Consider the following 20,444-nt stretch of genomic DNA (forward strand, 5'->3'; position numbering starts at 1 on the left):
GTATGGCGATGCGTCTAAACGAAAATCTGGACGATAACGGCGAAATGCATGAAATCAACGTGACGCCGTTTATCGACGTCATGCTGGTTCTGCTGATTATCTTCATGGTGGCCGCCCCGCTGGCGACGGTGGATGTGAAGGTGAATCTGCCCGCCTCTTCCAGCCAGCCCCAGCCGCGCCCGGAGAAGCCTATCTACCTGTCGGTGAAGGCGGATAAATCCATGTTCCTCGGGAATGACCCGGTGACGGCCGACTCGGTCATCCCGGCGCTGGAGCAGCTTACGGGCGGTAAGAAAGACACCACGGTCTTCTTCCGTGCGGATAAAACCGTTGATTATGAAACCATGATGAAGGTAATGGACACGCTGCATCAGGCGGGTTACCTGAAGATTGGGCTGGTCGGCGAAGAGAAAGCGGCCTCGAAGTGATAAAGAAGCTGGCGAAAGCCGGCTTTTTTTATGCCTGTCGGTTTATGCGTTTTTGCTATCCATCGGTGCGGTAGAGGGGGTTGCCAGCGCGTCCTCATCAAGCGCAACGCAGGTGACGTTTGAGGTGCGATACTCACCGTCGGACAGCTTGCGCGTCAGACGCAGGGTGGCGATTTCTCTGGCAAGGAGATATTGATAATTGGCCTCAAGACGTCCCAGAAGCTTCTCTTTCAGCTCGGGACGCTGCTCTATGATGGCGTTCATCACGGCACCGTAAATCTCTTCTTTGACCTGAAGCGGATAAATTTCACGGCGATTCTGCCATTTCAGACGAACCAGCGTCGCCGGGATCGATACCAGGTCTTGCGTAATACGCGTCATCTCGTCATTTTTTGTGTTTCTCAGCGCGTCGAGATTTTGCTTTAAGATAAATTCATCACTTTTTTTATCTTCTAAAGTCAAATAAACGTCGTTGTTTTTAACTTCTTTCACGTTAATCTTCCCCCAGGCTATAAAAGATTGGGTTGTTTTTTTCGCGCGTAATTAAATTAAGCCAAATTTCATTGCCCGCTTCATTAATTTCTTCGGTTTTCTCGGTCATTATTTGACTTAGTTTCTGGGCATCTATTTCACCCTCGGCCTGCAGGTCATTCAGCAGGTGGACAAAGGCTTCAATTTTTATGGCGCGAAATAAGCGGTCTTTTATATGGCGATCGTGCTCTTCCAGCAACATATTTCGGGATTTGCCAGTTCGGGAAACACCAATTAATATATCGGGCTCGAAATCAGAGAGCTTTCTTTTCCCCTGAGTGAAACTGGCCTCTTTTTCTGCTTCCGTCGGTTGCTGTTCCACAGGCGTAATGTGGTACTTAGCCGGGACGAGATAGTCGGGCAGCATTTTTAATTTCCTTTATTTTCAACAGGGTGGGGTTGGTAAAGGCGTGAGATTCGTTGACAATATCATGAGGCAAATTTAAAATCAAAAAAAATGGAGCCTACCCATGAACAGCATCTTTTTTACGGTCATCACATTACTATTACTGACCGCTGGTGTGCTTTTATTGATGCAGGAGTTCAATAAAACGAAAGTGTCGAAAGACACCAGTGAACCCCCGCAACCTGAACTGATGACAAAAGAGGAAGGGGAAGACCATTTCTCTGTATTGATGAACTCCGTTACGCCTGTCTGGTACTGGCGGGTGAACCACGAATATATCGACTTTTTACATGCGACAATTAAGCGCATGAAAATGTCGGAAATTAATGACACGCCTGGACTGTTTGAGGCACAGCGTCGCTGTAGCGATCTGAATTCAGCAGTCTATAAATATTATGACAATATTAAAAAGCGCTGTCTTAACGGCGAGAAGGTCTCTTATTCCGATCTGGACGTATTAAATTTGCGTCAGTGTTTTCGCGAGTTCAGCCTGGAAGCCTATCCTGAACTGGTGGCGCTTGTCTGGCCGGAGTACGCACGTCCCGAGGTTAACCCAGACAACGTCTGAGTGACGTACCGTTGAGTTATTGCAAACAGTCAGCGCCGTTGAGATATACTGGGCGCTGGTTTCTTTTGCAAACAGGACTCTATGGAACGCTTTTTTGAAAATGCCATGTACGCCTCCCGCTGGATACTGGCTCCCGTCTATTTTGGCCTCTCGCTGGCACTTATCGCACTGACGATTAAGTTCTTTCAGGAAATCTGGCATGTTCTGCCGAACATTTTTTCTATTGCCGAAGCGGATTTGATTCTGGTTCTGCTGTCGCTGGTGGACATGACCCTGGTGGGCGGGCTGCTGGTGATGGTGATGTTCTCCGGCTACGAGAATTTTGTCTCCCAGCTCGATATCGACGAGCGTAAAGAGAAGCTCAGCTGGCTGGGCAAAATGGATGCTTCGTCGCTGAAGAATAAAGTGGCCGCGTCGATTGTGGCGATCTCCTCTATCCACCTGTTGCGCGTTTTTATGGACGCGAAGAACGTGCCGGATAACAAACTGATGTGGTACGTCATCATCCACCTGACGTTTGTGCTGTCTGCGTTTGTGATGGGGTATCTGGATAAGATCAGTAAGAAATAAAGTACACCTTACCCCTCACCCTAACCCTCTCCCCAAAGGGGCGAGGGGACCGCTCGGTGCGGCCTTTCTCCCTCTCCCTGTGGGAGAGGGCCGGGGTGAGGGCATCAGACAGCACTATTTATCCGACGACGCCTGCCACAGATTCAAAGCGCTTTCCCACTCTGCACTTATCACATCACAAATTGCATCACTAAGCGCGGGCCTAATGATTAACGCCAGCTGTGTGACCAGTGAAGCCACGCTAATTAAAAATAATCACAAAACGTTATAATTTCCCTCTTTCCTGCCGATAACGAGAGTAGTACTCGCCTCTGGGCGAACTCACCCTCACGGCAAGGAAGACTTATGAATATGCTCCGTAATTTCACGATCCGTTTCGTCATGCTGACGATTCTCGGGATCTTTTGTTTAATGTGGGCGGGCGTTGGGTTGTACAGCACCTGGTCCCTTTCTCGCGTATCGGATGGCAATGAAGTCGATCGCCAGCTGGTTAAACAGATGACGGTACTCAGCCAGGGTAACGATCAATATTTCCGCTTTGTGACCCGTCTGAGCCGTGCGATGGAAGTCAAAGCCGCAGGCGGCACGCCGGATCTGTCCTCTGCCCAACAGGCGCTGGATAACATGGGCAAGAAACTGGCCGAGATGAAAGCGATCTCCCCAGGCCCGATGGACGAGCAGGTCTCTTCCCGGGTGATCGGCTCCTGGCAGGCGCTGCTCGAACAGGGCGTCACGCCGCAAATGCAGCAGGCGAAGCAGGGGGCTCTGGAGGGGTATCGCCAGCAGGCCAACAACGTCACGCCACCGCTGAGCCGCGCGTTCGGTGCGGCCGCTGAGGCGTTCAACAATGCCGCCGCGAAGTCGCTCGACAGCACCCGCGTGGTGGTGGACGGCCTGACAAGCATGACCCGCACGGTGATTATCGTCGCCACGATTATCGGCCTGCTGATCCTGCTCTTCACCGACCGTTACCTGGTGGCGATGCTGGTCAAACCGCTGGCTCGCATTCGCCAGCAGTTCCGCCAGATTGCCCAGGGCGATCTCAGCCAGCCCATTGAGCCGTTCGGCCGCAACTGCGTGGGGCAGCTGGTGCCGCTGCTGAGCGCGATGCAGGACAGCCTGCGCGAAGCGGTCAGTACGATTCGCTCCGGCAGTGAAAATATCTGGCGCGGTGCGACGGAAATCTCCAGCGGTAACAACGACCTCTCTTCCCGTACCGAAGAGCAGGCGGCTGCGCTGGAAGAGACGGCAGCCAGCATGGAACAGCTGACCGCCACGGTGAAACTGAACGCGGAAAGCGCGCGTCAGGCCAGCCAGCTGGCTGATGTGGCCTCAACTACCGCCAGCCGCGGCGGCTCGCTGGTGGAAGAGGTGGTGACCACCATGAGCGGTATTTCGGAAAGCTCGAAGAAAATTGCTGAAATCACCAACGTGATCAACAGCATTGCCTTCCAGACCAATATTCTGGCACTCAATGCGGCGGTTGAAGCGGCGCGTGCCGGCGAACAGGGGCGTGGTTTCGCGGTAGTGGCAGGTGAAGTTCGTAACCTGGCAAGCCGCAGCGCCAACGCGGCTAAAGAGATTGAGGGGCTGATTACCGATTCCGTTTCCCGCGTAGAGCAGGGGGCGCAGCTGGTGAGCGACACCGGCACCACCATGGATGCGATTTTGCGCGACGTGACGGAAGTGACGACCATCATGAAGCAAATCGCTTCCGCCTCTGAGGAGCAAAGCAAGGGTATTTCGCAGGTCGGGATTGCCATTACCCAGATGGATGGCGTGACCCAGCAAAACGCCTCGCTGGTTGAAGAGGTTTCTGCGGCAGCGGCGGCGCTGGAGCGCCAGACCGAAGAGCTTCAGCGCTCGGTGCAGAAGTTCCGCCTGACGGCATAACGCAACGTACAAGGCCGCCTTGTGCGGCCTTGTATTATTAACGCCTTCCCCATTGAGCCCCTTCTGAAACTGCTATTCTATTGCTAACCCCCTGACGTTCTGGGCTCTCTTCTCCGAGGTGTTGCTATGAACAGATCGTTATCTGTCATTCCTGTCCTTTCTTGCATTCTTCTGATGCTGTTCTCGGTTTCTGCCAGTGCGACCCAGCAGGCGCAGGAGCGGCGCGTGGCGCGTGATGTCAGGCAGGAAACCCGCGACGCGTCGCGGCAGGTGAAGCAGACCTGCGTGGCGAACAATAACCAGAGTAATCACGACTGCCGTCAGGACAAGCGTCAGATGAAACAGTCCGGAAGACAAAAAGCGCGGGACATTAAGTATTAATGCGGTTAACGGAAACTATCCAGGGATGAGAAACGAACAATAAACGAAAAGCATCATCGGGGATGTGATTCATGCCGGGCAAACGCAGAGCGCTGCCCGGCTGTATTTATCAGTGCGTCGCTTCACCGATCAGCGCGCCCGTGCCCGCACCAACGGCTGCACCTTTCAGCACGCTCTTGCCGGTAACCGCTGCGGCACCTGCGCCCACGGCAGCACCTACCGCGCCGCCCTTACGCGCGGCTTTACCTTTGCCGCCGTTTTTGAACATGGCACCCGTGCCTGCGCCTACAACGGCGCCGCCAACGGTCGATTTCAGATCTTTGCCCGTGGCCGCACCAATGGCCGCGCCTGCTACCGCGCCAGCGGCGGTTTTGTCGATAGCCATTCCCGAGGTGGAAAAAATGAGGGCGCTGATAACCAGCGTTGTTTTAATAAGTTTCATAACAGATCCTTTGTGACTGCTGTCGGTTGAGACGTCGTTTCTCACGCGAGAAAAACGTCCAGATAGTGCCAGCAATACCGGCTCAACCTTTAAGCTAATCATGCCCTGGGCTGGGATCTCAGTTGCCGGGCGGGGACCCGCCCGGCGGAACATTACGCCTGACGCTTATCTTCCGTATTGGTATCGAAGTCGCTCGCCGCGTGGCGTTCGTGGAGCTGCTCGTTCAGCTCGCCGCTGGTGCGGTTAACGATACGGCCGCGCTTAACGGCATGGCGATTCGCCACGTCTTTCGCCCAGCGCTGCACGTTTGTGTACTTCTCTGCATCGAGGAACTCGGCGGCGTTATAGACGCTGCCAAGCGCCACGCAGCCGAACCACGGCCAGATGGCGATATCCGCGATGGTGTACTCTTCCCCCGCCACGTAGCGACCGCGCGCCAGCTGTTTATCCAGCACGTCGAACAGGCGCTTGGCTTCCATGGTGAAGCGGTCAATCGCGTATTCAATTTTTACCGGCGCGTAGTTGTAGAAGTGGCCAAAGCCGCCGCCGAGGAACGGCGCTGCGCCCTGCAGCCAGAACAGCCAGTTCAGGGTCTCGGTGCGTCCAGCCGGATCTTTCGGCAGGAAGTGACCGAATTTCTCTGCCAGATAGAGCAGGATATTGCCGGATTCAAAGACGCGCGTTGGCGGGTTCGTGGAGTGGTCACGCAGCGCCGGTATTTTCGAGTTCGGGTTCACCTCAACAAACCCGCTGGAGAACTGATCGCCCTCGCCGATGCGGATCAACCATGCGTCGTACTCCGCGCCCGTCACGCCCAGCGCCAGCAGCTCTTCGAGCATGATCGTCACTTTCTGACCGTTCGGTGTTCCGAGAGAGTAAAGCTGCAGCGGGTGGGAGCCCACGGGCAGATCTTTCTCATGGGTCGCGCCGGAAATCGGGCGGTTGATGTTGGCGAACGCGCCGCCGCCGTTCTTTTTCCATTCCCACACTTTTGGTGGCTGATACGTGTTGTCTGACATGTTGGCCTGCCTTTTGAGTGATGTGTTGAGGCAGTGTAGCAGGAGATTTGTGAAGCGTTTAACGAACTGAGCGTAATCGATCTGCCGCTATTCCTTCCGGCGCTTATATATATCAAATCCGGCATAAGCTTAATCGAAAATCGCATTTTCATAATTAATGCGTAAACCGATAAAGCTGAATATGATGCTTCAACATAAATAAAAGATGCAGTAATAAACACTTTATAAGGCAAGGAGTTAGTGAGATGCGCAAGCTTCTGTTATCGGCAGTGGTCGTTTCGCTCGCGTTAGGCCTGGCGGGCTGTGATGATGCGAAAAATAAAGAGACAAACAGTGCGGCTGCGGCAAAAAACGACGCGCCAAAAGAGGGCGGTTCGCTAATTATTGGAATTACCTCCGGCGACCCGTTAGCCGTTAATCCGCTCTATGCCAGTGACCGTACGACGTTAACGATCATGCAGGCGCTCTATGCCCCGCTGTACAGTTTTAATAACGGCAACATTGAGTGGGGCCTGGCGGAAAGCCTGACGCCTTCCGCCGACAACCTGAGCTATACCCTGACGTTAAAACCCAACCTCAAATGGCAGGACGGCCAGCCGCTGACGGCGGACGACGTGGTCTTTACGTTCAATAAGCTGCTGGATGCCAAACAGCACAGCTTCTTCCGCAGCATGTTCACCTACGGCGACAAGCCGGTACAGGTGAGCAAGGTGGATGAGCGCACCGTTAAGTTCACCCTACCGCAGGTCAGCGCGGCCTTTACCGGCACCCTGGTACAAATCTACCCGATTCCGCAGCACGTGTTCGCCGGTGAAGGCGACCTGGAAAAGAGCAGCAAAAACGATGCGCCGGTCGGCTCCGGGCCGTTCAAATTTAAAGAGTACCGCGCCGGGCAGTATTACGCCCTGACCCGTTTTGACGATTACTGGAACGGCAAAGCGAAGCTTGATTCGGTCACCTACCGTTTCGCCAAAGACAGCAACGCCGCCAACCTTGCGCTGCAAAACGGGGAAATCAATCTCAAGATGGTTGACCCGCAGGACGTGAACCGCCTGAAAAATACCGGTAAGTTTGACTTCGTGGTCTATCCGGAAGGCCGTCTGGCCTATATGACGTTCAACCAGAACGTGCCGGTGATGAAGAGCAAAGCGCTGCGCCAGGCCATCGCGTATGCCATCAACAAAGACGAGCTCACCCAGACCGCGTTTACCTCGCTGGACTACGCTAAACCGGCGACCTCGTTCCTGACGCCAGATACGCTTTACAAGACGGATGACGTCGAACAGTACAAGTTCGATCTACAAAAAGCCAAAGAGCTGCTGAAGACGTCCGGCGCGCCGGACAACCTCAAGCTGCGCCTGGCGTATGTGAACACCAACAAAACCCAGGAGAGCATGGCGCTCTACATTCAGCAGGCGCTGAAGGGCATTGGGGTGAACGTGGAGCTGATGCCGCTGGACTCCAACGCCATGTCTCAGCGCAGCCTCGATATGAACAATACCGCGTGGGAGCTGAACCTGGGCGGCTACATCATGGGCTCCGAGCCGGACGGTTACAAATCGCTGTTCATGAGCAACGAAGCCTATAACTACGCGCACTACAAAAATCCGCAGTTTGATGCCCTGTGGGATAAAGGCGCAGTGGAAACCGACGCCGCGAAACGGGCCGATATCTATAAGCAAATTCAGCAGACCGTGGCGAACGACATGACCTACTACCCGATCGCCTATACCAATGCGACCGTCGCGGTGGACAAGCGTTTTGGCGGCACCGAGGAAGCGGAGCCGAAACCGGTCTATCTGTTCCAGGATCTGTCAAAAATCTATCAGAAATAAGTGATTGCCCCGGCCGTCAGGTCGGGGCTTTTGAAAGGGCACGTCGTGAACACACTCCTCACGCGTCGGCTGCTGCAGCTGCTGCCGATGCTGTTCTTTATTTCACTGGTGGCGTTTCTGCTGGTCAAGCTCGCGCCCGGCGATCCGGTGGCGGCGTACATTACGCCGCGTATGGCCCCGGAGGATATCGAACGTATTCGCCAGAGCCTGGGGCTGGATAAGCCGCTGGTCACGCAGTACGTCCTGTGGCTGAAAAACGTCCTGCAGGGCGATCTCGGCTATTCGCTGATTTATCACCGCCCGGTGCTGGAGATGATCGGCGAACGCATTCCGGCCACGCTGGGGCTGATGGGCGCGTCGCTGCTGATGGCTATTGTGCTGGCGATCCCGCTGGGCCTGCTGGCCGGGGCATTTAAGCACCGCTGGCTGGATCATCTGCTCAATTTATTCGCCTATATCGGCATTTCTGTTCCGATTTTCTGGTTCGGCATCCTGCTTATCACCGTTTTTGCCGTGCAGCTTAACTGGTTCCCCAGCATGGGGATGCGCACCATCGGCATGGAGGATAACGGGCTGGATCTGCTGCGTCACGGCGTGCTGCCGTGTATTGCCCTCACGTTCTACAACCTCTCCAGCTACGTGCGCTACATCCGCTCCAACACCATCTCGCAGCTCTCGGCCGACTACGTGCAAACCCAGCTTGCCTACGGCGCGACGCGTTCCAGTATTCTGTTTCGGCACGTTCTGAAAAACGTGCTGCTGCCGGTGATCACCCTGTTCGGCCTGTCGTTCGGAGAGCTGATTGTGGGGGCCTATGTGACGGAAAGCGTCTTCTCCTGGCCGGGGATGGGGCTGCTCGGGATCCAGTCGATCGCCTCGCTGGATTACCCGCTGATTATGGCGATCATCATGCTCTCGTCGATGATGCTGATCGTCGGAAACCTGATCGCCGACGTGCTTTATCGCTTCGCCGATCCCCGCATTCGTACGCTGAGGTAACCCGGATGAGCAGACGCTGGCAGCAGGTTCGTCACCAGCTGCGCCGCAACCGTCCGGCGCAGTTCTCTCTGTTTGTGCTTTTTATTTTCGTCGCCGCCGCGCTCTGTGCGGGGTTAAGCCCGTACGATCCAGATCGGATGGCGCTCGGCGCGCGCACGTTGCCGCCGGATGCCGCGCACTGGTTTGGCACCGACGAATACGGCCGCGACTACTTTACCCGCGCGCTGTATGGCGGCCAGATCTCCCTGATGGTCGGTTTTCTCGCCATGCTCTTTTCCACGCTTATCGGCACGGTGGTGGGAACGGTGAGCGGCTATTTTGGCGGCTGGCTGGATAACCTGATGATGCGCGCCGTGGATATCCTGATGGCCATTCCGGCCTTCTTCCTGCTGCTGGTAGTGAATGCTTACCTCAAGCCGGGCGTGGATAACATCATTCTGATTATCAGCCTGCTGACGTGGATGAACATGTCGCGTCTGGTGCGTGCTGAAACCCTGTCGGTGAAAGAGCGCGAGTACGTGCTTTATGCCCGCGCGTCGGGAGAGCATCCGCTGCGCATCATCGTGCGCCACATTATTCCCGGCGTGCTGCCGACCATTATCGTGGCGGCCACGCTCAATATCGCCTCGGCCATTCTGATGGAGTCAACCCTCAGCTTCTTAGGGCTGGGCGTGCAGGCGCCCGCGGCGTCATGGGGAAGCATGCTTAACAACGCGCAGTCTTATATTGGCGAAGCGTCGTGGCTGGCGATGTTCCCCGGCATTCTGATCCTGCTGACGGTGTTCAGCTTTAACGTGCTGGGCGATGTATTCCGTACCGCCTTTGAGCCGGGAGCGAATCGCGATGAATAACCTATTAGCGCTTGAGAACCTGCAAACCACGTTCCGCACCCGCGAGGGCGAGGTTCACGCGGTGCGCGGCGTGAGCTTTCAGGTTCAGCCGGGCGAACTTGTCGGCATCGTCGGCGAGTCGGGCTGCGGGAAAAGCGTCACCTGCAAGTCGATTATCCAGCTTCTGGGGAGCAACGGACGGATAACCGGCGGCAGCATCCGCTTCCAGAATGAGGATCTGGCGCAGAAAACGCCCGCGCAGATGCGCGCCATTCGCGGCAACGAGATCGCGATGATTTTTCAGGATCCGATGACCGCCCTGAATCCGGTGCTGACCATCGGCAAGCAGATGGCTGAGATCCTGATGCGCAATAAAGGGCTCAGCAAAAAAGCGGCCAAAGCGGCGGCCATCGCCATGCTGGAACAGGTAGGCATTGCCGGGGCGGAACGGCGATACGACCAGTATCCCCACGAGTTCAGCGGCGGGATGCGCCAGCGGGTGATGATCGCCATTGCGCTCTCCTGCAACCCGAAGCTTCTTATTGCTGATGAGCCGACCACCGCGCTGGACGTGACCATTCAGGCGCAGATCCTGCGCCTGCTGAAAAGTCTGCAACAGCAGACCCGGACCGCGATTTTGCTGATCACTCACGATCTCGGCGTCGTGGCGCAGGTCTGCAGCCGCGTGGTGGTGATGTACGGCGGGCTGGTAATGGAGGAGGGGAGCGTGGAGGACATTTTTTATCGCCCTGCGCATCCTTACACCCAGGGGCTGCTGGCCTCGCTGCCGCGTCCGGATGAGGTCAATCAACGTTTATCGCCGATTGAAGGTTCTCCGCCCGGCCTGCTTAATCCGCCGCCGGGCTGTCCGTTCGCGGAACGCTGCCCGAAGCGCATGCCCCAGTGTGAACGACAGCCTGCATTTTACACCGCCGGAGAGGGCCATCGCGCCGCCTGCTGGCTATGGGCCGACAAGGAGATTCAGGCATGAGTGAACAACTGGCGCCATTAGTGAGCGTGCGCGATCTGCGCAAACACTATCCGCTCAACGGCGGTTTGCTGCGTAAAGGCGTGGCCGTGAAGGCGGTTGACGGCGTGAGCTTTGATATCCAGCCCGGCGAAACGTTTGGCCTGGTGGGGGAGTCCGGCTGCGGAAAATCCACCCTCGGGCGCGCCATCCTGCGCCTTTTCGATATCACCTCGGGCGAGATCCACTTCGCCGGGCAGGCGATTGCCCACGCCCGTGAAAAAGAGCTTAAGCCGCTGCGTAAACGGATGCAGGCGATTTTTCAGGATCCTTACTCCTCGCTCAACCCTGGAATGACGGTGCGACAGCTGGTGGCCGAGCCGATGCAGATCCACGGCTACAGCCGCGAAGAACAGCGGGAACGCACTGAAATGCTGCTCTACAAAGTGGGGCTGAAGCACGAGCACCTTGAACGGTTCCCGCATGAGTTCAGCGGCGGGCAGCGCCAGCGCATCAGTATTGCCCGCGCGTTGTCCGTGCATCCTGAATTTGTGCTGTGCGATGAGCCGCTCTCGGCGCTGGACGTCTCGGTGCAGGCGCAGGTGGTGAATATTTTACAGGATCTGCAGCAGGAGCTGGGGCTAACCTATCTGTTCATCGCCCACGATCTCTCCATGGTTCGCCATATCTCCAGCCGCATTGGGGTGATGTATCTCGGTAAACTGGTGGAGGTGGCCCCGGCGAATGAACTGTATCAACGTCCGGCGCACCCTTACACCCGCGCGCTGCTGGCGGCGGTTCCCCAGCCCGATCCGCGCATCCGTAACCTCGAAGACGCCACCCTGCGCGGCGACATTCCCGGCCCCACGTCCGCGCTGCCGGGCTGTAAGTTCTGCAGCCGCTGCCCGCACGCCATGCCGGTGTGCCAGACGCAGGAGCCTGCCATGCAGGAGATCGCGCCAGGGCATTTCGCGGCATGCTGGCTGTTTAACATGTAGTTAATGCGCCGCGCAGGTGTATGATAAATGTCCCTCTGTCAGGTTAATTACAACGTGCAGACGACGACAACCCTTAAAAAAATTGCCGCCTGCCTGTTTTAGGTTGGATACATGCGTAAAGGAAAGTTAAGCAGTGATGCGCCATTCGGGACATTGTTAGGCTATGCGCCCGGTGGCGTGGCGATTTACTCTTCAAATTACGGCAGTCTGGACCCGCGAAAATACCCGGAAGACGCGGATTTTCGCAGCTATATCGGCAACGAATACATGGGCCACAAGTGGCAATGCGTTGAGTTTGCCCGCCGTTTCCTGTTTCTCAACTATGGCTTCGTGTTTACCGACGTCGGCATGGCGTGGGAAATCTTCTCCCTGCGCTTTTTGCGCCAGGTGGTGAACGATAACATTCTGCCCCTTCAGGCTTTTGCCAACGGTTCAAAACGCGCGCCGCGCGCCGGGGCGCTGCTGATCTGGCAAAAGGGCGGCGAGTTTCACGAGACCGGCCACGTGGCGGTGATCACCCAGCTTCTCGACGATAAGGTGCGTATTGCGGAGCAGAACGTGATTCACTCCCCGCTGCCGCTCGGGCAGCAGTGGACGCGCGAGCTGCGTCTGAGCGTGGAGAACGGGTGTTACACGATCCATGACACCTTCAACGACACGGAGATTCTCGGCTGGATGATCCAGACCGACGACGCGGAACACAGCATTCCCCAGCCGGAAATCGACGGCGAACTGCTGAAAATCAGCGGCGCGCGGCTGAAAAACAAGCGTCAGTTCGACGGAAAATGGCTTAACGAAAATGACGCGCTGCAGCAGGCGTATATCCGCGCTAACGGCCATGTGATCAACAAAGATCCCTGCCAGTACTTCACCATTACCGAAAGCGCCGAGCAGGAGCTGATCAAGGCCACTAACGAACTGCACCTGATGTACCTGCACGCGACGGACAAGGTGCTGAAAGACGACAGCCTGCTGGCGCTTTTCGACATCCCGAAAATCCTCTGGCCGCGCCTGCGCCTCTCCTGGCAGTGGCGTCGCCACCATATGATCACCGGTCGTATGGATTTCTGCATGGATGAGCGAGGCATTAAGGTCTACGAGTACAACGCCGACTCCGCGTCCTGCCATACCGAGGGCGGGCTGATTCTCGAAGAGTGGGTGAAAAACGGCTATCGCGGCAACGGGCATAACCCGGCGGAAGGGCTGCTGGAAGAGCTGACCGGGGCGTGGAAGCACAGCCACGCGCGGCCGTTCGTCCACATCATGCAGGACAACGATGTCGAAGAGGACTATCACGCGCTCTTTATTCAGCGTTCGCTGATGCAGGCCGGGTTCGAGACCAAAATTCTGCACGGGCTGGAGGCGCTCAGCTGGGATGCCGCCGGACAGCTGATTGACGACGAAGGTCGCCACGTCAACTGCGTGTGGAAAACCTGGGCGTGGGAAACGGCGATAGAGCAGATCCGCGAGGTAAGCGAAACCGAATACGCCGCCGTGCCGATCCGCACCGGACATCCCGAGGGCGAGGTGCGCCTGATTGACGTCCTGCTGCGCCCGGAGGTGCTGGTCTTCGAACCTCTGTGGACCGTTATTCCCGGCAACAAGGCGATTCTCCCGGTACTGTGGCAGCTGTTCCCGAACCACCGTTACCTGCTCGACACCGATTTTGAGGTTAACGACCTGCTGAAGCAGACCGGCTATGCCGTCAAGCCGATTGCCGGCCGCTGCGGCAGCAATATCGATCTCATCAGCGCTCAGGACGAACTGCTGGATAAATCCAGCGGCAAGTTTGTCGACCGCAAGAATATCTACCAGCAGCTGTGGTGCCTGCCGAAGGTCGACGGCAAGTACATACAGGTCTGCACCTTCACCGTGGGCGGGAACTACGGCGGAACCTGTCTGCGCGGCGATGACTCGCTGGTGGTGAAGAAAGAGAGCGATATCGAGCCGCTGATTGTGGTTAAAGATAAGTAGTTCACACCTGCGATAAATAAGCCCCCGCAGGGTCTCCTGCGGGGGCTTTTTGTTACTGTTCTTCCTCTTCCTGCTGCTCGTTGATCTTCAGATCGATGATGCGGCCAATCTGATCGTGGTACACCGTCAGCAGGTTGTACTGGCTCATCTCGGAGATGATCTGCGGTGAGACGTTAAAGCTGCGGGCCAGCTCCTCCTGGTGAAAATAGCCCGGCTGGCGCCGCCTCACGTTGGCGCGACGGCGGTTGTACTGATACCACAAAATCAGCAGCCAGCCGTTGAGCGCGGCAAACAGCAGGTAGATCAACACCGTATTAAAGGACGCGATAATCACGCTCCAGCGGTGGTCGCTCTCATCGGTTAGCTGCATCCACAGACGGGCATACAGGAAAAACAGAAATCCTCCCCACGCCACCAGCGTTAGCGCGGCATCAAAAAGACGCGGCAAGAGCCGATGCTCGGTCAAAATTAAGGTATTTTCGTTCATTAAATGCTCCCTTTTCCCCGGTCCGGACTGATCCAGCGCGCGCGGGCGCGCTGGCGTTTAAGCATGACTTTTGGAAATGCGACGAGGGTGGTGAACAGGCCAATCATCCAGTACACCATCGGGAACCAGATCACCCAGAAAAGCGAGCTGGCCACTTTTCGTTCATAGCGCCGCTCGATGTACAAGCTGACCAGGAACTGCAGCAGGCACATCACGCCCAGCAGCAGGCCGGTAAACTCCGGTGGAAAAAGGCTCTCCACCGTCAGCCTGGCGGGAACAGGCGCAACCTGGCTGAGGAGGAACAGCAGCACCGTCATCGCGTACGCGAAGGCCCACAGCGTTGACAGCGCGTACTCCAGAAACAGCGGCCACATGCGGTGATGCTCCCAGCGCACGATCCTGCGAAGGTTAACCAGAAACACCTCCGCGCCCCCCTGGGCCCAGCGCAGGCGCTGTTTCCACAGGCCTCTCAGCGTCTCCGGCATCAGGATCCAGCACAGCGCCCGCGGCTCAAAAAAGATATCCCAGTGGCGCAGCTGAAGCTTCCAGCTGATGTCGATGTCTTCGGTGATCATGTCCGGACTCCAGTACCCGACGTCCGCCAGCGCCTGTCGGCGAAACGCGGCGATGACGCCGGAGACGGTAAAGACCCGGCCATAGATCCGCTGCGTCCGCTTGATGAGCCCAATAATGGATGAGAACTCGCCCACTTGAATGCGGCCAATCAGCGTGGAGCGCGTGCGAATGCGCGGATTGCCGGTAACCGCGCCGACGTGGGGGTACTGAATCAGCGGGGCCACCAGATAAGCGGCGGTATCGCGGTCGAGCAGGGCGTCGCCGTCAATGCAGACCAGCAGATCGCCCCGCGCCGCCGCTGCCCCGGCCTTGAGCGCCAGCGCTTTCCCCTGGTTTTCCGCGAGGTTAATCACCCGCAGGCGCGGCTGTTCCTGCGCCAATTCCTGCAGCACCTGCGCGGTGTTGTCAGAAGACCCGTCGTTGATGGCGATAACTTCTATATTTTCATACCGCTGATCCAGTGCGGCGCTGATGGTCTCCCGGGCATTCCTTCCCTCGTTGAAGCAGGGGATAAGAATGGAGATGAGCGGCTCACCGGCGAGCGTCGGGGCGGGCGTGTCTTTATCCCACGACCAGTGGCGTTCAAGCTGAAACCAGAAATAGAGGCCGCCTGTTATCCAGAGTACCGACATGAAAAGCGGCCAGAAGAACACGAAATCCAGAATCAGTTCGCCGGTAAAGAGGGCGGCCACGCCTAACGGCAACCCGAATACCAGACATAAAATAGAGAAGGCGATAATGCGATCAGTCATTGTCAGGGTACCAGTACGAAGAAAATTCAGGCCTGATGCGTGAGATATCAGGTTGATTGTTGAGGAAGTCGTCGGGGTAGTAACCGTAGTTTTTGACGCCGTTCAGCTGGAGCACGCGCATCCACTGCGCAAGCTGGCTGTCGGACACGGCGCGCTGCGGTTTCTGGTCCCAGTCCCTGGCCTGCAGCTCGAAAATGGTTTTATCAAGCGCGCCGGGGCGTGCGGCGACCGCGTTAACCAGACGCGTCAGCCAGGCATCGCTCTCGTCTGCCGGAACGGACTCCATCAGCGGCATGGCCATCGGCACCGTCCAGTCGTACTCCGCCAGAAAATCATCAAGATTCTGCGCGAACCACGCCTCGCTTTCGGGCTGCAGAATGGGTAGGGCGAACATATTGCGCGCGGTTTTTATCTGCGGGCCGCGAATATGCTTCACCGCCAGGCTCAGGGCGTGGGTAAACCCGATGAGCGTCTGGCTTTTATGACGCGTGGTGTTCTGACCGGCATCGTCCACGTCCGTCAGCGCCGCATCGTCATGGAACAAAATCCCGTTGAAGCTGGCATAGCGAGCCAGGTCTTCATAGATGTCCGTCACCTGCTGGCGCACCTGCGGGTCCCACGGGGAGAGCCGGATATAGGGCTCGGTGGCTTCATGCAGCTGGCCGGTTTGACGATCCCGGCGCTGCACGCGCGGCAGGGAAGGATCGAGATCGAACGAGAGCACCGGCATCCACGCGAAGACTTTTACCCCGGCGCGGGTTTGCAGCTGCCAGGCGACAAAATTAAAGAGATCGGCCCGAACCGGCAGTCGACGGTTGGGGAAATAAAGCGCCTTGATCCTGCCGTCGCCCTGCGGATCGGCAAACGCCTGCAGGAAAACATGGCTGATCTTCATGTCGTAAACCCGCTGGATCAGCCTGTTGATATTTTGGGTCTGCTGGGCCGGTTCGGGATCGTAAACGTAGTCGAGATCGACGTGCATGACGCGCACGGGATCGCGCTCCTGAACCTGGCTGACCGTGCTGGCAAACGCCTTGAGCGAGGGATTCCCGGCGATCAGCAGGCGGGGGATGTTGCCCAGATCCTGCACGTTCCCCAGCCCGTCCTCAAGGGTGAAGGCCAGCCGGTAACCCTGCTGTCTGGCGATAGCGAGCGACGTACCGCTGGCGGCGCCGTAGGGCCAGACCCAGGCGCGCGGCGCCTTGCCCGTCACCTGCGTGATTTTTTCAGTCACTTTGCGAACGTCATCGCCGATCCGCTGGTTGAACTGCTGGTCGGTTTCATAGCGACCCGTCGCTTTGTCATACAAGCGGTTGGCGATGGCCGGCTCGCGGCTGCCCTGCGGGTTGGCCGGAATGCCGTAATGCGAGGCCCAGGTATGCGATCCGATTTCAATCAGCGGAGACTGGCTGAGCTCGCGCACCATGTCCCACGTCGCGAAGCGATCCCGGGGCGTCATCAGGCCGCCAAAATTCACCTTTTGATGGGCTGGCGTATCGACCCAACTGCCCACCGGCGCCCACAGCGCGGGGACGTTCCAGGCCTGAAGCAGCGGCCAGACGCGGGTGTAAAAGCTGCTGTAGCCGTCGTCAAAGCTGAGCAGAACGGCTTTTGGCGGCAGCGTTTTTTTCCCGTCATGCGCGTCAAGAATGTCCTGCACGCTGATGGCGTGGTAGCCGTTGTGCAGCAGCCAGCTTATCTGCTCGTTTAACGCGCTGGTGCGAACGGAGAGATAGCGCTGATCGGCGGCATCGTCTTCGACGTCGTGGTAGGCCAGGACCAGAAACTGGTTCTTCGGCCAGGGTTTACTCGCCTCCAGCTGCGGCCTCTCTTTGGGCGTAATGAACGAGATCGCCTGCGCGCAGACGCTCGCGCTGAGGCAGAGCCAGCCGAGGAGTATCAGGCCCACGGAAAAACGTGTGTTCAGCATATTCATCCTTAAAAGCGTAAAGTCGCGTCAAACGTGACGGAGAGGTTGCTCTCGCGTTTGCCGTCGTAAGGGCGTTTGTCCCAGTTCAGCATCACGCCGGTATCAATAACGTTGTTCCACTGAACGCGCTGTCCGTAACCCAGCAGGGCGATGGCGCCAGCGGATTGATTTTTCTGCCAGTAGCTGCCGCCTCCCGCCACGAACTGCTGGCTCCAGAGGGTGTCGTAATGGCGGACCATTTCATGGTCAACGGCCAGGGCCGCCGTCACGGACAGATCCCGCGCCGGGTTGTAGTAGAGCGTGTCGCGCAGGCTGTTTTTACTGGCGGCGATCCCCGGCTCGAGATCCAGCGTCAGGGACGGGGTCTGCCAGAGACGCTCCTTGCCCGTGAGGGTGTATTCCTGGCGGCGGTTATGATCGGAGAAGCGGCTGAGGGCGGCGCTGAACTGGTACTCACGCCGCTCGTTTTGATACCAGCGCACCCCGCCTTCACCCCGGTTGGCGCTAATACCGTTGCGTAACGCCCGAAGGGGCGTAGTGCGCGACAGGCGTTCCAGGCTGCCGCTGACCTGCCAGCTATCGTTCACAAAGTACGTTGTTGCGAGGCGAGCGCCCGGCTTGTTTTCGCCGTGATAGCGGTTGCTGGAAAGCTCGGCTTCGAGCTGGAGGTCGCGTGGTCGCCACTCGACGCCGCCCAAAAGGTGACGGCTGGTGCCTTTGCCTTCATCGAAATTACTTTGCGCGTAGCGGGTACCCGCAAACAGCCGCCAGCTGTCCGCTACGGGTGGGCCATAGAGCGTGGCGTCCCAGCTCAGGTCGTGCGTCCCGCTGACGGGGCTATCGGAGTGCAAGCCCTTGCTCGCGTTGAGGCGCAGCTCTGACATATGGTGGACCGTTCTGAGCCTGTCGAGACGCCTGGCGCTGCGGTCGGCAGGCGCGCGGGCAAGCACGTCGTCGGCCAGTAAATCCATCTGTCGCCACTCCTGTAGATCCATCGCGACGTAAGCCTGCTGTTGCTCTAGCTCTGTATTGGACGGCTCCAGCGCCTCCGCCTTTTTCAGCGTTTGCTCGGCCGCGTGCGGCAGGCCCCGCGCCTGAAGCAGGGTGGCGTAGTCAATCTGTAATCCCTGATTGCCCGGCGCCGTTGTCGCCAGACGGTGCGCCAGCTTTTCGGCTTCCGGCAGGGCATTCGTCGCCAGCAAATAGTTAAAGCGGAGCGACTGCCCGGTAAGCCACCGATCGTTCGGCTGAGGGGTAGGGGAGCCGAAATCGTAGCGGGTCCACGGGACGCTGCGGGTCTGGCGCTCAGCATATCGGCGGGCGGATTGATAATCTCCCGTATCCAGCCAGGCGTAGAAAAGCGCGTGCTCCTCGTCCTGCGGGTCGGAAGCGTATTGCGGATAGCGTTGCAGAAGCGCGAAGGCGGCGGCCGCGTTTTTCTCCTGAAGATATGCGGAGATGACCCAGCCGATTGCCCAGCCCGGCACCGGATGCTGGTCTGCCGTAAGATCCTGATATTCGCTAATCACCCGTGGGTAATCAGCATGGGCGTATAGCGCGCCAAGCCTGTCTATACGCGCCAGAACGACGTCTTCCGCCGCCTGCGGATCTTTTTGCCAGCGGGAAAGCAGATCGTCGTAACGATTCAGCGTGGATTGCGCAAGCTGCAGGCGCTCCTTTTCTGTTCTGCCGGGCACATCGGCAAGGCGAACCCGTTCGGCGGCGGCATTACGCTCAAGACGGCGACGCTCCGCGGGGGACAGCGTGACGCTTTGTGAAAGCTGCAGCGCGGGGGTGTTCACCCGGCTATCCGTTAGCGCGTCGATTAGCTCGCTGAGGAGCGCTTTATTCTCAGGCGCGATATTCAGCGCGCGCGTGTCTGCCAGAAGCCGATCCCAGCTTTTTCCCTGGCGTAACCAGACATACGAGAGCGTCTCAAGATGTGCCTGAGAAGGATTTTCCGCTACCAGCCGTTGGGCTTCCTGCAGGGCAAGCGTGTCCATGCGGGCATCGGCGAGAGTTTTTATGTAGCCGATACGATACTCGTCGTTATCCGGCGCAAGGCTACGCGCCTCTTTCCAGCGCGCCAGGGCTGGCTGCCAGGCTTTTTTATTCCGCCAGGATTGCGCGACGGCAGCAACGCCGCGGGCGGGCAGCGGCATATAAATACCGTAACGCTGCCAGACCTGAATAACCTCGTCATCATGACCTGCCCAGGACGCAACCTGTAACCAGTCCGCAACGTGTTCTGGCGTCAGGGCATGCTGCTGCTGATAACGCTGAAGATAATCGAGAAACGGCGAGTAATTACCGTTACGCGCCTGTTGAATCTGTTGCTCATATACGGATTCAGTAGCCTGAGCCAGAACAGGAAAGAGGAATAACAGAAACAATAATGTTGGGGCGCGATAAAAGAATAACGTATTGAAGCGAAGCGATCTTTCCATATCTATTTGCCATTTGTTTATCATGAATCCATTGCATAACACGGCCGCCTTTAAACTCAGCGTTAAAGGCCATAAATGAGAACATTAAATCTGAATGCAGTGATGTTACGGGGTACTTACCTAAAGGTAATTATGGATCCTTATCTCAGTGGACTGGGTGAAAGCTAATGTACACCTGATATGTTGCCGGATAAATATGTTGAAATGGGGCTGTGATGTTTTGAGATAATTCTGTATCGAGTGGTTTTTGGCGGTTTTATTGAAATGATTGTTTATTTGTAACTGATTGATGTATTGGTGTTTTATTTATATTGTGACAGCTTTGTATATATTTTTAATGTGGTTTACCTGCCTCAATTAAAGTACTTTCTGGTGCATGTTTGGGAAGTTTCATGACAAAAACTCTTAATG

19 protein-coding genes are annotated in these 20,444 nt (G+C 57.1%); 11 read left to right on the plus strand and 8 right to left on the minus strand.

Features of this window, described 5'->3' with window-relative positions; all coding sequences use genetic code 11:
• The first annotated feature begins 2 nt into the window (after positions 1-2).
• Positions 3-428 (plus strand): TonB system transport protein ExbD, encoded by a 426-nt coding sequence (gene exbD / locus FOY96_RS03160; protein ID WP_023309173.1) that lies wholly within the window; start codon positions 3-5, stop codon positions 426-428.
• A gap of 42 nt (positions 429-470) precedes the next feature.
• On the opposite strand, the gene FOY96_RS03165 is transcribed toward exbD, so the two are convergent.
• Together FOY96_RS03165 and FOY96_RS03170 are read right to left on the minus strand one after the other, a co-directional pair.
• Positions 471-920, minus strand: a complete 450-nt coding sequence (locus tag FOY96_RS03165; protein WP_143346491.1) for a cytoplasmic protein — start codon at positions 918-920, stop codon at positions 471-473.
• A gap of 1 nt (position 921) precedes the next feature.
• The gene (locus FOY96_RS03170; protein ID WP_039262936.1) at positions 922-1,326 is read right to left on the minus strand and encodes a hypothetical protein; all 405 of its coding nucleotides are present in this window, start codon (positions 1,324-1,326) and stop codon (positions 922-924) included.
• A 103-nt stretch (positions 1,327-1,429) separates the two neighbouring features.
• Here FOY96_RS03170 and FOY96_RS03175 point away from each other — a divergent pair, with 103 nt between their 5' ends.
• The 4 genes from FOY96_RS03175 to FOY96_RS03190 all read left to right on the plus strand — a co-directional run bounded on the left by FOY96_RS03175 (position 1,430) and on the right by FOY96_RS03190 (position 4,777).
• Positions 1,430-1,933, plus strand: coding sequence for an ESA_00282 family adhesion-associated protein (locus FOY96_RS03175; RefSeq protein WP_023309170.1), 504 nt, complete (start codon positions 1,430-1,432; stop codon positions 1,931-1,933).
• Positions 1,934-2,014: 81 nt separating this feature from the next.
• Positions 2,015-2,503, plus strand: coding sequence for a TIGR00645 family protein (locus tag FOY96_RS03180; RefSeq protein WP_023309169.1), 489 nt, complete (start codon positions 2,015-2,017; stop codon positions 2,501-2,503).
• A 345-nt stretch (positions 2,504-2,848) separates the two neighbouring features.
• Positions 2,849-4,396 (plus strand): methyl-accepting chemotaxis protein, encoded by a 1,548-nt coding sequence (locus FOY96_RS03185; protein WP_045888191.1) that lies wholly within the window; start codon positions 2,849-2,851, stop codon positions 4,394-4,396.
• Between the two features lie 126 nt (positions 4,397-4,522).
• Positions 4,523-4,777: a hypothetical protein gene (locus tag FOY96_RS03190; protein WP_023309166.1), complete on the plus strand. Its 255-nt coding sequence runs from the start codon at positions 4,523-4,525 to the stop codon at positions 4,775-4,777.
• Positions 4,778-4,886: 109 nt separating this feature from the next.
• Here FOY96_RS03190 and FOY96_RS03195 read toward each other — a convergent pair whose 3' ends face one another.
• Together FOY96_RS03195 and yghU are read right to left on the minus strand one after the other, a co-directional pair.
• On the minus strand, positions 4,887-5,219 hold the full coding sequence (locus FOY96_RS03195) for a hypothetical protein (RefSeq protein ID WP_029740720.1): 333 nt from the start codon (positions 5,217-5,219) through the stop codon (positions 4,887-4,889).
• A 152-nt stretch (positions 5,220-5,371) separates the two neighbouring features.
• Positions 5,372-6,238, minus strand: a complete 867-nt coding sequence (gene yghU / locus FOY96_RS03200) for a glutathione-dependent disulfide-bond oxidoreductase (RefSeq protein ID WP_023309162.1) — start codon at positions 6,236-6,238, stop codon at positions 5,372-5,374.
• 245 nt (positions 6,239-6,483) lie between these two features.
• Between yghU and FOY96_RS03205 the strand changes: the two genes are divergently transcribed.
• From FOY96_RS03205 to gss, 6 genes are all read left to right on the plus strand, one after another.
• Positions 6,484-8,073 carry an ABC transporter substrate-binding protein gene (locus FOY96_RS03205; protein ID WP_143346492.1) on the plus strand — a complete coding sequence of 530 codons (1,590 nt, stop codon included), beginning with the start codon at positions 6,484-6,486 and terminating at the stop codon, positions 8,071-8,073.
• A 45-nt stretch (positions 8,074-8,118) separates the two neighbouring features.
• A complete protein-coding gene (locus FOY96_RS03210) occupies positions 8,119-9,072 on the plus strand; it encodes an ABC transporter permease (RefSeq protein WP_010435561.1) in 954 nt (317 codons plus the stop codon).
• Between the two features lie 5 nt (positions 9,073-9,077).
• On the plus strand, positions 9,078-9,923 hold the full coding sequence (locus tag FOY96_RS03215; RefSeq protein WP_143346493.1) for an ABC transporter permease: 846 nt from the start codon (positions 9,078-9,080) through the stop codon (positions 9,921-9,923).
• A complete protein-coding gene (locus FOY96_RS03220) occupies positions 9,916-10,893 on the plus strand; it encodes an ABC transporter ATP-binding protein (RefSeq protein WP_143346494.1) in 978 nt (325 codons plus the stop codon). The genes FOY96_RS03215 and FOY96_RS03220 overlap by 8 nt, the downstream gene beginning before the upstream one ends.
• Positions 10,890-11,867 carry an ABC transporter ATP-binding protein gene (locus FOY96_RS03225; RefSeq protein WP_143346495.1) on the plus strand — a complete coding sequence of 326 codons (978 nt, stop codon included), beginning with the start codon at positions 10,890-10,892 and terminating at the stop codon, positions 11,865-11,867. The genes FOY96_RS03220 and FOY96_RS03225 overlap by 4 nt, the downstream gene beginning before the upstream one ends.
• A gap of 111 nt (positions 11,868-11,978) precedes the next feature.
• Positions 11,979-13,841, plus strand: a complete 1,863-nt coding sequence (gene gss / locus FOY96_RS03230; RefSeq protein ID WP_143346496.1) for a bifunctional glutathionylspermidine amidase/synthase — start codon at positions 11,979-11,981, stop codon at positions 13,839-13,841.
• Positions 13,842-13,893: 52 nt separating this feature from the next.
• Here gss and pgaD read toward each other — a convergent pair whose 3' ends face one another.
• Genes pgaD through pgaA form a run of 4 tightly spaced genes read right to left on the minus strand, consistent with a single transcriptional unit; the run spans position 13,894 to position 20,033 of the window.
• The gene (gene pgaD, locus FOY96_RS03235) at positions 13,894-14,328 is read right to left on the minus strand and encodes a poly-beta-1,6-N-acetyl-D-glucosamine biosynthesis protein PgaD (RefSeq protein ID WP_033146634.1); all 435 of its coding nucleotides are present in this window, start codon (positions 14,326-14,328) and stop codon (positions 13,894-13,896) included.
• Complete coding sequence (pgaC, locus tag FOY96_RS03240; protein ID WP_059347680.1) at positions 14,328-15,656, minus strand: poly-beta-1,6-N-acetyl-D-glucosamine synthase; 1,329 nt, start codon at positions 15,654-15,656, stop codon at positions 14,328-14,330. The genes pgaD and pgaC overlap by 1 nt, the downstream gene beginning before the upstream one ends.
• On the minus strand, positions 15,649-17,586 hold the full coding sequence (pgaB, locus tag FOY96_RS03245; protein ID WP_143346497.1) for a poly-beta-1,6-N-acetyl-D-glucosamine N-deacetylase PgaB: 1,938 nt from the start codon (positions 17,584-17,586) through the stop codon (positions 15,649-15,651). The genes pgaC and pgaB overlap by 8 nt, the downstream gene beginning before the upstream one ends.
• 8 nt (positions 17,587-17,594) lie before the next feature.
• Positions 17,595-20,033, minus strand: coding sequence for a poly-beta-1,6 N-acetyl-D-glucosamine export porin PgaA (pgaA, locus tag FOY96_RS03250; RefSeq protein ID WP_143346498.1), 2,439 nt, complete (start codon positions 20,031-20,033; stop codon positions 17,595-17,597).
• Positions 20,034-20,444 lie beyond the last annotated feature (411 nt).

The organism is Enterobacter asburiae (genome assembly GCF_007035645.1).
In the GTDB taxonomy this organism is placed as follows: Bacteria; Pseudomonadota; Gammaproteobacteria; order Enterobacterales; family Enterobacteriaceae; genus Enterobacter; species Enterobacter asburiae_B.